Source organism: Chryseobacterium sp. ISL-6 (assembly GCF_018613715.1).
Lineage (GTDB): Bacteria > Bacteroidota > Bacteroidia > Flavobacteriales > Weeksellaceae > Chryseobacterium > Chryseobacterium paludis.
Map to the genome: position 1 here is coordinate 183,557 of NZ_JAGGPT010000002.1, position 13,005 is coordinate 196,561.

Sequence of the window (13,005 nt, forward strand, 5' to 3'; positions counted from 1 at the left end):
GGTAATGGACGGCAACTACTATATGATTCATGATTATCTGATATTCATTGGAGTTTTTGCCATTTTCTTTTTTCTTACGGTAAGCATTTATCTGTTTGGTCAGAATAAAAAATACAAACAGCGGAATACCAAACTTTCTGAAACCAATAAATTAATCGAACAACGGTTGAATGAGGTCCAGCTGGAACATATCGGCACCAAGCTTAATCCGCACCTGTTTAAAAACATCCTTAATTCAGTTCAGTCACATGCCTATCAGACCTACATGTCTCTGGACAAGTTGGCGAACGTCCTGGATTATATTTTATATGAAAGCAACAACAAATTTGTAAGCCCGAAGGAAGAGCTCACTTTTGCATTGAGCCTTATTGAAATCAATAAGATCAAAATCAACCCTCTTTTTGACTTTAGGATTAAATCTAAAATCGATAAATCGGATCGTATTTTTGAGGAGAAGGTTTTTGCCCCGCTCATTTCTGTTGATCTTATTGAAAACGCTTTTAAACACACCGATTTCTTAGCTCAGGATTCATTTATATCCATTCAGTTGGAGCTTCAAGATGGTATCTATACAATGAAGGTAAGCAATAAAGCTTCCCTGAAAACGGTTTTAGAAAAAGAAAAAAGCGGTTTTGGAAGTCAGTCTTTAGATCAGAGATTGAAAATGATTTACAATACCCACTATCAGCTTCATAAAAGTTCAAAAAACGGTATCTTCACCGCAGAATTACAAATCAATTTAGGAGAATTCTATGATAAAATGCGTTATTCTTGATGATGAATTGCTGGCAATAAGTTATTTAAAACTTCTATGCGAACAGATCGATAATGTAGAGGTCGTAAAGGCGTTCAACGACCCTAAGATCTTTCTCAGTGAAATCAACTCCATCGATTGCAATGTTTGCATCTTAGATATTGAAATGCCTGGAATGACAGGTCTCCAGGTAGCGGAACTCATCTCTGATTCAAAAAAAATCATTTTTACCACTGCTTATAAGGAATATGCTGCTGAAGCCTTTGACCTTAATGTGGTGGACTATGTACGGAAACCGATCAAAAAAGAAAGGCTGATACAGGCTTTTGAAAAAGCAAAAGAACTGGTTGCTGCTCCACAGAAAAAAGACTTTATCGAGTGGAATACCAATATTGGGAAAACCATTATTTTCACGGAACAGATCGCTTATATCAAAACGTCCGAGATTGACAGCCGCGATAAGGATATTGTCCTCAATGACGGTACGAATATCGTTTTGAAAAACCTTAATTTCAAAAATCTCCTGGAAATGCTTCCCCCTAAAGGTTTTGCCCAGGTTAACAAAAAAGAGATCATTGCACTGTCTGCCATAAAAGTATTTTCAACCAACGAAATTATTACAACGATGCAAACAGAAGACGATAATTTCCTTAAACTGCAAATTGGAGATACCTACAAAAATTCTTTAATGGAAATGTTTGGAAAGTAGATCTTTCAAAGAATTTGGTTTTCACTGCAGAATTCAGCCGTTTCATTACAAGTCCCTATTTAAAACGTTTTGTCGATGTATTTTTGCATCTGATTAAATGATTTGATAATGAAAAGACTTCTTTATGCATGTGGAATTCTCATATCCGGCTTTTGCTTTTCTCAGGAATCTGCTCCTAAAGTTAAAGCAGCATTTTTTGACGGAGTGGCAGTAGCAGGATATGTAGATCATGGGGCATTCATCAACTTTACAGGGCCTAATATCAATGTTACCTGGCGCAACACAAAATTTATCCTGGGAATGCTTCCATCCCTGAGAATAAAAGAAGACAAGTCAGAAGGCACAAAAAACAATTTGATCACTCCCAATCTTGGAGCAGGTCTTACCTTTGTCTATAAAAAAATAGCCCTTCAGATTCCTGTGTATTATAACACCAAGACCTCCACACAAAATGGAAGCTGGAAAGTGGGTATTGGCTTAGGATATTCTTTAAAATAGATTTTTCATTACATTATTTATGGCATTTATTACATTTTGCGAAAAAAAATATCTACTATCCATATATTCTTTAGAAATTTACACTAAAATAACGGTACTATGAATTGGGGGAAATACAGAAATATAATTTTTTATGCAACCACGATTGCTGTTTTCTCTTGCCTGATGTACTACTTCATTATTGAAGGACAGACATTGGAGGTAAAAGAAAACCTTGTTGTAAAAACCAATACAGGATCTACCTGGGATAACTTTGTAGAAGCCTTTAAAACAAATCTTCATCATCCATTAGCCCTTCTGCTGGCTCAGATCGTTACCATTATCCTGGTAGCCAGATTATTCGGATGGATCTGTATGAAAATAAAACAACCTACCGTAATCGGAGAAATGATTGCAGGTATTGTTTTAGGCCCCTCATTACTGGGAATGTATTTTCCTGATTTTTCAGGTTTCCTTTTCCCAAAAGAATCATTGGGGAACTTACAGTTTTTAAGTCAGATCGGATTGATCCTGTTTATGTATATCGTTGGAATGGAACTTGACCTTAGCGTTCTGAGAAAAAAGGCTCACGATGCTGTTGTGATCAGTCATGCAAGTATCATTATTCCGTTTGCATTGGGTATCGGTCTTTCCTATTATATCTATCAGGAGTTCGCTCCGGATGGTATTCAGTTTACCTCTTTTGCCTTATTCATTGCTATTTCTATGAGTATAACGGCCTTTCCGGTATTGGCAAGGATCGTTCAGGAGAGAAACCTTCAGAAAACAAAACTGGGAACCATCGTTATTACCTGTGCTGCAGCCGATGATATTACCGCATGGTGTATCCTTGCCGCAGTGATCGCTATTGTAAAAGCTGGTTCTTTTGCCAGTTCCATCTATGTGATCTTAATGGCGATCGGATATGTATTTTTCATGATCAAAATCGTAAGACCTTTCCTTAAAAGGATAGGAGATTTACAGGCTGGTAAAAACACCATCAATAAGCCGATGGTTGCCATCTTCTTTTTAACCCTTATCCTTTCTGCCTATGTGACGGAAGTTATTGGAATCCATGCTTTATTCGGAGCATTTATGGCGGGAGCGATCATGCCTGAAAATGCTAAATTCCGTACGATGTTTATCGATAAAGTAGAAGATGTTGCTTTGGTTCTTTTACTGCCTTTATTCTTTGTATTTACGGGACTTCGTACGCAAATAGGATTATTAAACGATGGTCACCTTTGGATGACTGCAGGATTTATTATTCTGATTGCCGTTGCCGGTAAGTTTGCAGGAAGTGCATTGGCTGCTAAATTCCTCGGCATCAACTGGAAGGAAAGTTTAACGATCGGGGCATTAATGAACACCAGAGGATTGATGGAATTAATCGTCCTGAACATTGGATATGACCTTGGGGTATTAGGTCCTGAGATCTTCGCTATGCTAGTCATTATGGCATTATTTACCACTTTTATGACTGGTCCGGCATTGGATTTCATCAATTATGTTTTTAAATCTAAAAAAGATGAAGTAATACCTCAGGAGCATAATGATTCCAAGTATCGTGTTTTACTCTCTTTCGACAATCCTGAATCAGGAAGTACTTTACTGAAGCTTGCCCACGATTTCACCAATAAAATGAACGGTAACAAAAGTATTACCGCAATGAATATCGCTCCGGTGGAAGAAATGCACGCTTATGAGATCAATGAATATGAGAATGAACAGTTTAAGAATGTCATAGAAACCTCCCATGACCTGAAATTGGAAGTAACTACCCTTTTCAAAGCTTCTACAGATATTGAAAATGACCTTACCAGCATCTCCAACAAAGGCAATTATGACCTTCTTCTGATCATGCTTGGGAAATCGATGTATGAAGGAAGTTTATTGGGCAGGTTATTAGGTTTCACAACGAAAATCATTAACCCTGAAAAGTTATTGAATACCGTAAAAGGAAAAGGTTATATTTTCAACAACTCTCCTTTTGACGATTTTACTTTACAGATTTTAGATAAGACCAACATTCCAGTCGGTGTCCTTGTAGAAAAAGATTTCAAAAGCGCTGATAAAGTATTTGTTCCGATCTTCAATCTTAGCGATTTCTATTTATTGGAATATGCTAAAAGACTGATCAACAATAACAATTCACAGATCATTATTCTGGATGTCGCAGGACAGATCCGCAATAATATTGAAGTGAAAGAACTCATCAGAAGCATCGAACAGGTTGCACCCAATCACATCACTTTATATAACGAGAAAAAGATCGAAAAAGAATTTTTAAATTCCCAGGATCTTATGCTCATCAGCAGTAAAAGCTGGAAAGGATTGATCGACACCAAAAGTATCTGGTTATCCGATATTCCTTCAGCTCTTATTATATCTAATCCATAATTTGTTTGATCGTTACCTGTATGAGAATACAGTTATTAAAAGACCAGCTTTTGAAAGCTGGTCTTTTTTATATTAATTATTTAGTTCCTTTTTTATCATCATCAACCATTCTAAAGCATCATGAGAGTTTTCAAAATAACGATTCGCCTCATCTCCGACTATTTGCCAGTAAGACTCAATGTTATCAATTAGAAGAGGTAATTCCTCTCTTACTTTGTCTAAGGTTTTTTTTGACACTTCCGATGAATTACAATCTGCGATATAATTTTCAACAACTTCTTCATCTGTTAAATTATCGAAATCCGCATCAGGAAAATATCCTGCGAAAAACTGGTCTAAGTTGGGAAATTCTTTTTTAAAATTCATTTTAGTGTTTTTTATAAGAAATAACATTAACAGCCATATTCTAATCAATAACTAGAAATTCATCAATGAAATTTTGATCTTTATCTATAAACAAATTATAATATCCTACTTCATTACTATTGTATTCTATACTAATTTCAATTCTATAACAATCATTCAACCATTCGTTTTTATCGTAAATAATATGATAAATCCCCTTTTTAATAAAACTCAAATTATTAGCCCCACCATACATTTTTTTTATTTCAATTTGTAAATCTTCATTTTGCAGGCATTTATTTATATGTAAGAATGATAGATCGAAAACATTTTGAATGTCCATTTTTTAATCTTTATAAGTTATCAGCTACTTGTGTTGCTGATTAATCATTGTTTTTACTTCTCCAAAAAAAGAAAATTCTTCCAACAAAAAATACCACTCCATGATGAAGCAGCATTTGTTTTATGATCAGTTATTTTAATAACAAATTATTTTTCAGATCTCGATTTCTCCAATTCCTGTTTCAGGAATTCAACCTGCTCTTTTAAGATTTTAATATAATCCTGCAAATTATCCATTACTTGATTAGGAACATTATAATAATTATTTAGAAAAGCACCTGAATTGGTAGAAGTTCATTAAAGTTTACAACATTTGCAGTTCTTTCTTCTTCGATATCTTCCACTGGAACTTCTAAAACTTTAGCCAGTTTTTCCCATTCATCATCATATATTTTCACATCTCCATTTTCCTTTCTGCAGTAATTTGAAACATCGGTTGACAGATTTTAGACATGTATTCCTGAGTATATCCTCTTTGCTTTCTTAGACTTTTTAGCTTTTCCATAGTGATCTTAAATGTGCTTTGTACAAATATAAAGAAAATTGTGGTTTGTCGTTTTATCTTTCTTTTTCTCCCTACTGAAAGACGAACTTCTATCAATAGCAAAGTCGCCTTGCTATTACCATTTATGAGCCAGATACTCATCAAATGGCGTACTCCAAAACCACGGAGGTGAGCAGAATCCTGTTAATTCAGAGAGAATATGCTGCATTCTTTCTTCAAAAAGTGGATCACTTCCATAATTATCATCATCATATTCAATATGTTTATCTTTGATAAATTTTTTAAAATCATCATTTAAAATCAAGCCTTCATCTCTAAGTTTGTTTATCTCTGTGAAGAAACTATGCGCTAATGTTCTAAAATCATTATTATCTGAAGTTGATACTGTTTTAAAGTCTAACCTTTCAAATAAAAAATTTAATTGGTTTATCATTTTATTGGTTTCCATAATGATGCTCTTGATTGTATTTGAAATCTAAATTATTTACTATTATCTACTAGTTATTTATTGTTTGTAAACTATATATCTCCTCCTTTTTTTGAGCATTGAATAAATATTTCTTTAGGAATACTATCCTTCAAGCTAATTCTTGTAGTTTGATTACAGAAATCGTTATTGTAACTAAAGACTAAATTTTGATTTTCAATTTTTGATGGGACAGCCAAGTAATCTCCTAAAAAATATGCTCCTATAGGTTGGTTTTTATCATTATAAATATAAACGCTACCATTTCCTCTTTTAGATTCTTCTAAAAGGCCAAATAGATTTTGAGAATTTATAATTTTAAGTGTATCTTTTTTTGAAGTAATAATCTTTCCAATATATTTCACATGTATTTCATCAATTTGTTTCCCTATTACACTAAAATGATACTCTTGCCCTATCCCACTCCCACACTGGCGCTGGCGTCACGCTCGTTGCCCATTCTCATATTACAAATTTAAACGAAAATATAAAAGATCGGAGAAAATATATATTCTTCGATCTATTTATAAATGTTGATATTCTATTTGCTTTTTTACCATAAATGCGCCAGCAGGGATTAGCTTGAGTTATTTTTTATAGCAATATTTTTTTATAGTCCTAGTAAAGTAATATTCTCTATAATTTAATCTTAATGTATCATTAACATCATAACTTCGATCAAAATGATTATTCCCTTGGATCATACCACTAATTGGAATAACTTCAAATTTATATTTTTGTCCAATAATAATTTTGTTACATTTTAAGTTATAAGTTCCTAATTTTGAAGATTCTATGATATCATTTTTTTTGGTAAGAAAAATATAATTTTTATCATTTTCGTAAATATTAGTCAATTCAACATTAATTGTTTCTGATTTCTGACCAACATTTAATATTTTTTGAGAATTGCAACTTATAATAAACAATAATATTAATAGGAATTGCATTTGAAATATTTTTTTATTACACTATTTTTTAGTCTTATATCATGCAATACTCCGTTCATCAATACTTATAAGTTTGCAGCTTAGCCTTTAGTCTTTTACTTGTTTTTTGTCATAGAATGTGCCAGCATGAAGAATTATTGTTGGTTAGGATTCAGCTTATAATTCTTCAATATGATGTTTTTTGAAGAATCATTCAACTTATATGAAATACCTTTATCTTTATATCTCCAAAATTCGAGTCGATCATCTGCAAATAATGTATCTTTTTTACTTATAAATGCAAATGTATAATTACCATCATCAGGAACAATAATACTATTTTTGGAGATAATTTTTCCTTTAATTATTGAAATTTCATTTTTCAAACCTTTATCTCTTATTGGGACTCTAATCATATCACTATTCTCCATAAAGAAAATTTGAAGCGAAGATCCCCAAGTACTGTTGTTATTTATATTCAATCCATTATAATAATGCATAACAACTTTTTGATTTGCACATGATGTAGTAATTATAAGTACTAGTAAAAAATATCTTATTTTTATCATGGTGTTGGCGTTGTTGGTGGTTTAATTTCTTTTACAGATGTCACACTTCATACAGATAAGTGAATATACTATAATTTATCCTTTCATCTTCCCCAATTTTCTATTCATTTGGTTGCCGAGATTGGTAGTTGTAAACTTTCCTGTTGATCTATAAAACCTATTTGCAACTCATGAATTAAATGTAATAAAAATGACATTTATTAAGGATGAGAAGAATAATCGTCAAAAGAAACAAAGGTCATTATATTTTCTAGTGCTCCTTAATTATAATGAGAATAGTATTTGTATAATTCTAAAAATATAACTATTAAAAATCCGAGAAAGCATACCTTCTCGGATTTATTTATAGATTGTTAATCTTTATTCGGACACGAGCGTGACGCTCACGCCAGCTGGGGAGTTTTTTTATTTATTACAAGTAGCTAATTTTTCTTATTACTGGAGGAGATATTTTAAAACCTTTAGGTAGATTATTAAAGTCTAATACTTCAATTTTACTTTTTTCTTCACCCCAAAAAATTATATTTTTGTTTTCTTTGTACCACTGTTTCCAGTCAATATAATTACCTTTTGTAGGCATTATTGAAAATTCAAATCCTTTATCTTTATGAGACTCTATAGTAGATAAATCTGATAGGACAGAGGAAGCTGTATCTAAATCGCTAACATTTTTTATTACTTTTTCATCTAAAAACATCTTAATGATCTTTAATTTTTTTTTGTATTCATCTTGTGCTCTCAACGTCCTATAATCAGCTGATTTACAAGAATTAATAAAAATATAAAAACCAAGTATTAATAGTAATCTATATTTATCCATCATCTATTTTTTTATTACATTTCCTCTTTTTAGTTCATAAGATGCATTCACAACTTTTCCATTTTTAGAAAATGGCATTGTTACTGTTCGATTAAACACCGGAAAAGTTCCCAAGAATCCATCCGTTTTTACGGTTTCTCTTTCAATTAATTCATTAGTGATAATTGATGGTCCTCGTTCTCCACGCTGGCGCGAGCGTCACGCTCGTTGCTCATTCTCATATTACAAATTTAAATCTATTTTCAAAATTTCCTGATCATCATTATAGGAATTTCTTGCACTACTATATTTCCATGCATAAGGCTCTGTTACAAAACCACGTTCAATAGGATTCTGATGGGTGTAATTTAATTTTTGTTCAAAGACCTTTAAAGACCATATTTCAATAGGTTTGTTATGCTGTTGCCACAACTGAAATCTTTCAATATTTGAATTTCTTTTACCTGCTAATCTAAACATCCAAAGAAGCCACTCCTTTCTGCTTTCACGGTTGTTTTCCTGAATAGCTTCCAACATTTTTCGGGAAGTAAATCCCTTGAAATCTCTGATCAGTTCCGATGGATTATCATCATTGGCTCTAAAAATTAAGTGTACATGACTTGGCATAATACAATATCCAAAAATAATCATCCCTTTGTTTTTCCTACAAAAATCTAATGAATTGATAATAACATCAAAGTATTCCATTCTTGTAAAAGCATCTATCCAAAATACGGTAGCAAAACTTATAAAATATGCTCCATCTTTCTCTCCAAACTTATATTTGCGACTCATGAATTAAATGTAATAAAAATGACACTTATTAAAAATGAGAAGAATAATCATCAAAGCAAAAATGGTCATTACATTTTTTTAATGTTCCTTAATTCTAAAGAAATTGTATTTGTCTAATTCTAAAAACATAGTTAATAAAAATCCGAGAAAGTATACCTTTCCGCATTTATTTATAGATTAATCTTTATTCGGACACGAGCGTGACGCTCGCGCCAGCAAGGGGGATTTCTTGTTTATTTGTTTCCACATAACCTTTTTCTCCAACTCCAACACCCTTTGCATCTGTTTTTAAAGTCTTTCCATCTTTCTCAAATTGATTTTCTGCATATATTACATCTCTATCAGAAGAAGCAACATTAGTCAACTTTCCAGCATTGTCCCACTTGTAAATATCTGTCGCCACTCGTGCATCTGGATCGATAAACCGTATAGGATTATTAAACGCATAATTATATCGATACCTATATCCAAAATTTTAAACTAAACAAGCTTTTAGATAAATAACAAACCCGCTCATGGAGCGGGGTTGTTGTTTATCTATTAATGTAAAGTCATAGACTTTGCGAAGCGGAACTTACCCATAGTAATTATTTTTTTTGTCACTAAATTGCAACCACAATTTCATAATTACAAAGAATTATTCTAAAAATAAAAATGTATACTGGTCTTATATATTAGAGCAAATTCAAACATTTTAATAATTTTCTCTGAACCGTCGAGGATTTTATTTAATTCAATCAATGTATTAGATATAAGGCTTAAATCTGTGATGTGTTCATCTTCATAATCATCTATATTACATTTTGAAACTTTATTAATTAAGAAGAATACACCTTCATTCCATAATTTTTCAAATTCCTGTTCTGATAAATTTAATTCTACTAGCTGTTCTTTACTAGCTGTATCATAATCTAGTGCATTCTCCGCTTCTTTATTCTTCGGAACAATTATCGTTTTTGACATATTAATCAATATTATTAAAATGAGTTACTTGATTATATTCACCCTGACTTCTTCCCATTTGTTTTCCATCTACAGTTTTATTGTTTGGAATATTACCGTCCATATCTAAATAACTTCGTCTTCCTGTTACATTTGTATCTTCAATTCTAAAATAATTACCGTATTTATATATTAGTATTATCAAATACTTTAAAAATATCTTAAATCATTTAATCAAACTGATTAAAATATCCATATTCCAAATACTCTTAACATGTTTACAAAATAAATAAAATACCGACGAGAATCGGTATTTTATTCATCTATGAGTTTAAAAAATTGCTCAAGAGTAATTTTTCTTACTTTAATTTAAAATCAAATAGTTCCTGTGGATGCACATCTAGTCCTTTGGCTAACTCTTGAATAGTAGAGATTCTAAGATCTGTTTCCCCTTTTTCTATTTTACTAATATTACTATGATCTACATCACATTTTTGAGCCAACTCTCTATAACTCAAATTCAGCTTTTTTCTAAATATCTCAACTCTTTTACCAAATGCTATTCTAAATTCTAATTTATTCATTACGGTTGACTTTGACGAGACAAAATGATGAGATTTCAATAAATTTTTGTAGTCGAATTAACCTACATAAAGAAAAATGTTTTATATTTGCTAAATAAGTTACAATAAAGGTAACTTTGCAATACTTCAAAAATAATAATCGAAGCTATTGCTTAGATTCTCGACTAGAAAACTGGTAATTTTATGTGTACGAGAAGATAAGTAAATTAGCTCACGACCGCGGCGTGGGCTCTCTTATCGTACACGGGTATACCAGTACCTCTAGTCAATAAGTTGAGTTCCACGCTTTTTCTTTTGTGCAAAATTTAAAGAATAGGGGTATGAATAATAAGTAGAATTCTTCTTATGGATCTAAGCAGTTCCTTCCAGCAATAATTTAGCTAAAATACGCTGCTTATGAAAAGAACAGACTCTTTACCCCGGAAGTTGAGCAATCTTCAGTTGTACGAACTGCTGAAAAAAGGCAATCCGACCGCTCTGGAACACATTCATCTGCGTTATAAAAGACTTCTTTTCTGGGTTGGATGGCAGGTGCTTAAGGATGATTTTGTAGTGGACACTATTGTTCAGGATACATTCCTTAAATTATGGCTACACCGTGACACCATTGAAACGCCTAATCATATTACTGGCTTTTTACGGTTCGTTATGAAAAGAGATTGTATATCGTATGTCACTGCGCCAAAGAATAAATTCAACCGTCTAGTTGCTTCTCTTGAAAGTTTTGAGAATTACCAGGATTATCTTGTGGATTATGATCCCCTGAATGATAAAGAGAATCTCCTCAGTCACGAATCCGATCAAAAAAAATTCGATGAAGTCACAAAAGTTTTACCTGTTCTGCACCCCAAAAGAAAACACCTGATTGAACTTTGCCTTGAATATGGCTTTCAGTACAAACCAATCGCAGAAGCAATGGGAAGCAGCGTGACAGGCATAAGCAATGAGGTGAGCAGAGCCATAAATGACCTTCGGAAAATTCTTAATAGAACCTCTTTTGAACAGCCATATGAAAAAGCTTCCGATAATAAAGAACAGAGAGAAAAACTCAGTAGTCAACAACTTGAGATCCTGAAAAGAAGGTTTGATCAGAAATCCTCTTTCAAGGTTATTGCCCAAGAACTCAAATTACCTGAAAAGGAGGTTCATCGGGAATTTCTGTATGCATATCAATATCTACAAAATCAAAACACTTCTGAAATACCTCTTTGAAATGGAAAAATCCACGATTACACTTACCCGAAAAATTCAGTTGCTGATCGATCTCCCTGCAAATGAAAAAAACGAGATGTGGGAAAAACTCTACCGGTATCAGAACCGCTGTTTCCGGGCGGCTAATTTAATTGCTTCCCATCTGTATGTTCAGGAAATGATCAAGGATTTCTTTTACTTCACAGAAGAAATCCAATACAAGCTGGCAGATGTAAACAAAGATGAAATGGGAATGTTCACACGTTCGAAAACAAGCACAACTGCACGCATGGTCTATGACCGTTTCAAAGGCGAGATCCCTACCGATATTCTGGGAAGCCTAAATAACACGATTCAATCAACCTTTTCTAAAAACAAAGCCGACTACTGGCAGGGGCTAAGATCATTGAGAAACTTTAAAAAAGACATCCCAATTCCACTTCCAGTCAAATGCATCAGTAAAATGAGATATGATACCGAAAAGAAAGGGTTTTGTTTCAACATGTTTGCTATTCCAGTTAAAACGTATTTAGGGAAAGACTTCTCTGATAAGCGCTTAATAATGGAACGCCTCTTAAGAGAAGAGATAAAACTTTGCACATCGCAGATCCAGCTGAAAGCCGGGAAAATCTATTGGCTTGCAGTATTTGAATTTGAAAAAGAAGAACACATTTTAAAACCCGAAATCATTGCAGAAGCTTCCCTGTCTCTGGAACATCCTATCGTAGTAAAAGCCAACAATGTGAGAATGAATATAGGCTCGAAGGAGGAGTTTTTATACCGCAGGCTTGCAATTCAGGCAAGTCAAAAAAGGATTCAATCCGGCATCGCCTTTGCCCGTTCAGGAAATGGAGTCAAACGCAAACAGAAAGCATTATTTAAAACAGAGAATCTGGAAAGCAGATATGTAAGTCATAGGCTTCATTTGTATAGCCGGAAACTTATAGATTTCTGCATCCAGCAACAGGCGGGCACACTTATTCTTAAAAATCAGGAAGACAAGATAGGAATTGCAAAAGAACAGGAATTTGTGCTTCGCAACTGGAGTTATTATGAATTACAGACCAAAATAAAATACAAAGCAGAAAAGGCAGGTATCGAATTAATTATTGGATAAATGAAAAAAAATAACGAGGGTGCTTGTACACCCATAGGGTGAGGTTATGAACACTCACTAAATACTTAGTAGTATATACAA

General features: G+C 32.9%; 19 protein-coding genes. 6 read left to right on the top strand and 13 right to left on the bottom strand.

The annotated features are described in order from the left end of the window. Window positions 1-4 precede the first annotated feature (4 nt). The 4 genes from J7E44_RS05760 (at window position 5) to J7E44_RS05775 (ending at window position 4,340) form a co-directional block, all read left to right on the top strand. On the top strand, window positions 5-775 hold the full coding sequence (locus J7E44_RS05760) for a histidine kinase (RefSeq protein WP_214826458.1): 771 nt from the start codon (window positions 5-7) through the stop codon (window positions 773-775). Then, complete coding sequence (locus J7E44_RS05765; protein WP_214826459.1) at window positions 753-1,463, top strand: LytR/AlgR family response regulator transcription factor; 711 nt, start codon at window positions 753-755, stop codon at window positions 1,461-1,463. The genes J7E44_RS05760 and J7E44_RS05765 overlap by 23 nt, the downstream gene beginning before the upstream one ends. 108 nt (window positions 1,464-1,571) lie before the next feature. Next, window positions 1,572-1,961: a hypothetical protein gene (locus J7E44_RS05770; protein ID WP_214826460.1), complete on the top strand. Its 390-nt coding sequence runs from the start codon at window positions 1,572-1,574 to the stop codon at window positions 1,959-1,961. Between the two features lie 99 nt (window positions 1,962-2,060). Further along, on the top strand, window positions 2,061-4,340 hold the full coding sequence (locus J7E44_RS05775) for a cation:proton antiporter (protein ID WP_214826461.1): 2,280 nt from the start codon (window positions 2,061-2,063) through the stop codon (window positions 4,338-4,340). Window positions 4,341-4,412: 72 nt separating this feature from the next. Here J7E44_RS05775 and J7E44_RS05780 read toward each other — a convergent pair whose 3' ends face one another. From J7E44_RS05780 to J7E44_RS05840, 13 genes are all read right to left on the bottom strand, one after another. Further along, on the bottom strand, window positions 4,413-4,706 hold the full coding sequence (locus J7E44_RS05780; RefSeq protein WP_214826462.1) for a hypothetical protein: 294 nt from the start codon (window positions 4,704-4,706) through the stop codon (window positions 4,413-4,415). 40 nt (window positions 4,707-4,746) lie between these two features. After that, entirely contained in the window at window positions 4,747-5,028 is a 282-nt protein-coding gene (locus J7E44_RS05785; protein ID WP_214826463.1) for a hypothetical protein, read from the bottom strand. Between the two features lie 265 nt (window positions 5,029-5,293). Beyond that, complete coding sequence (locus tag J7E44_RS24075; RefSeq protein ID WP_285439706.1) at window positions 5,294-5,425, bottom strand: hypothetical protein; 132 nt, start codon at window positions 5,423-5,425, stop codon at window positions 5,294-5,296. Between the two features lie 222 nt (window positions 5,426-5,647). Then, entirely contained in the window at window positions 5,648-5,965 is a 318-nt protein-coding gene (locus tag J7E44_RS05795) for a hypothetical protein (RefSeq protein WP_214826465.1), read from the bottom strand. Between the two features lie 86 nt (window positions 5,966-6,051). Then, the gene (locus J7E44_RS05800; protein WP_214826467.1) at window positions 6,052-6,363 is read right to left on the bottom strand and encodes a hypothetical protein; all 312 of its coding nucleotides are present in this window, start codon (window positions 6,361-6,363) and stop codon (window positions 6,052-6,054) included. 222 nt (window positions 6,364-6,585) lie between these two features. Continuing rightward, window positions 6,586-6,948, bottom strand: coding sequence for a hypothetical protein (locus tag J7E44_RS05805; protein WP_214826469.1), 363 nt, complete (start codon window positions 6,946-6,948; stop codon window positions 6,586-6,588). 134 nt (window positions 6,949-7,082) lie between these two features. Further along, window positions 7,083-7,427 carry a hypothetical protein gene (locus J7E44_RS05810; RefSeq protein ID WP_214826471.1) on the bottom strand — a complete coding sequence of 115 codons (345 nt, stop codon included), beginning with the start codon at window positions 7,425-7,427 and terminating at the stop codon, window positions 7,083-7,085. A gap of 481 nt (window positions 7,428-7,908) precedes the next feature. Beyond that, window positions 7,909-8,316, bottom strand: coding sequence for a hypothetical protein (locus J7E44_RS05815; RefSeq protein ID WP_214826473.1), 408 nt, complete (start codon window positions 8,314-8,316; stop codon window positions 7,909-7,911). A 222-nt stretch (window positions 8,317-8,538) separates the two neighbouring features. After that, complete coding sequence (locus J7E44_RS05820; RefSeq protein ID WP_214826475.1) at window positions 8,539-9,090, bottom strand: REP-associated tyrosine transposase; 552 nt, start codon at window positions 9,088-9,090, stop codon at window positions 8,539-8,541. 184 nt (window positions 9,091-9,274) lie between these two features. Further along, on the bottom strand, window positions 9,275-9,493 hold the full coding sequence (locus J7E44_RS05825) for a hypothetical protein (protein ID WP_214826477.1): 219 nt from the start codon (window positions 9,491-9,493) through the stop codon (window positions 9,275-9,277). A gap of 239 nt (window positions 9,494-9,732) precedes the next feature. Next, on the bottom strand, window positions 9,733-10,053 hold the full coding sequence (locus J7E44_RS05830) for a hypothetical protein (protein WP_214826479.1): 321 nt from the start codon (window positions 10,051-10,053) through the stop codon (window positions 9,733-9,735). A gap of 1 nt (window position 10,054) precedes the next feature. Continuing rightward, window positions 10,055-10,237, bottom strand: a complete 183-nt coding sequence (locus J7E44_RS05835; RefSeq protein ID WP_214826481.1) for a hypothetical protein — start codon at window positions 10,235-10,237, stop codon at window positions 10,055-10,057. 154 nt (window positions 10,238-10,391) lie between these two features. Continuing rightward, window positions 10,392-10,616 carry a helix-turn-helix domain-containing protein gene (locus J7E44_RS05840; RefSeq protein ID WP_214826483.1) on the bottom strand — a complete coding sequence of 75 codons (225 nt, stop codon included), beginning with the start codon at window positions 10,614-10,616 and terminating at the stop codon, window positions 10,392-10,394. Between the two features lie 396 nt (window positions 10,617-11,012). On the opposite strand from J7E44_RS05840, the gene J7E44_RS05845 reads away from it, so the two are divergent. Beyond that, the gene (locus J7E44_RS05845; protein WP_214826485.1) at window positions 11,013-11,828 is read left to right on the top strand and encodes an RNA polymerase sigma factor; all 816 of its coding nucleotides are present in this window, start codon (window positions 11,013-11,015) and stop codon (window positions 11,826-11,828) included. A gap of 1 nt (window position 11,829) precedes the next feature. Further along, window positions 11,830-12,924 (top strand): hypothetical protein, encoded by a 1,095-nt coding sequence (locus J7E44_RS05850; RefSeq protein ID WP_214826486.1) that lies wholly within the window; start codon window positions 11,830-11,832, stop codon window positions 12,922-12,924. The last annotated feature ends 81 nt before the right edge of the window (window positions 12,925-13,005 follow it).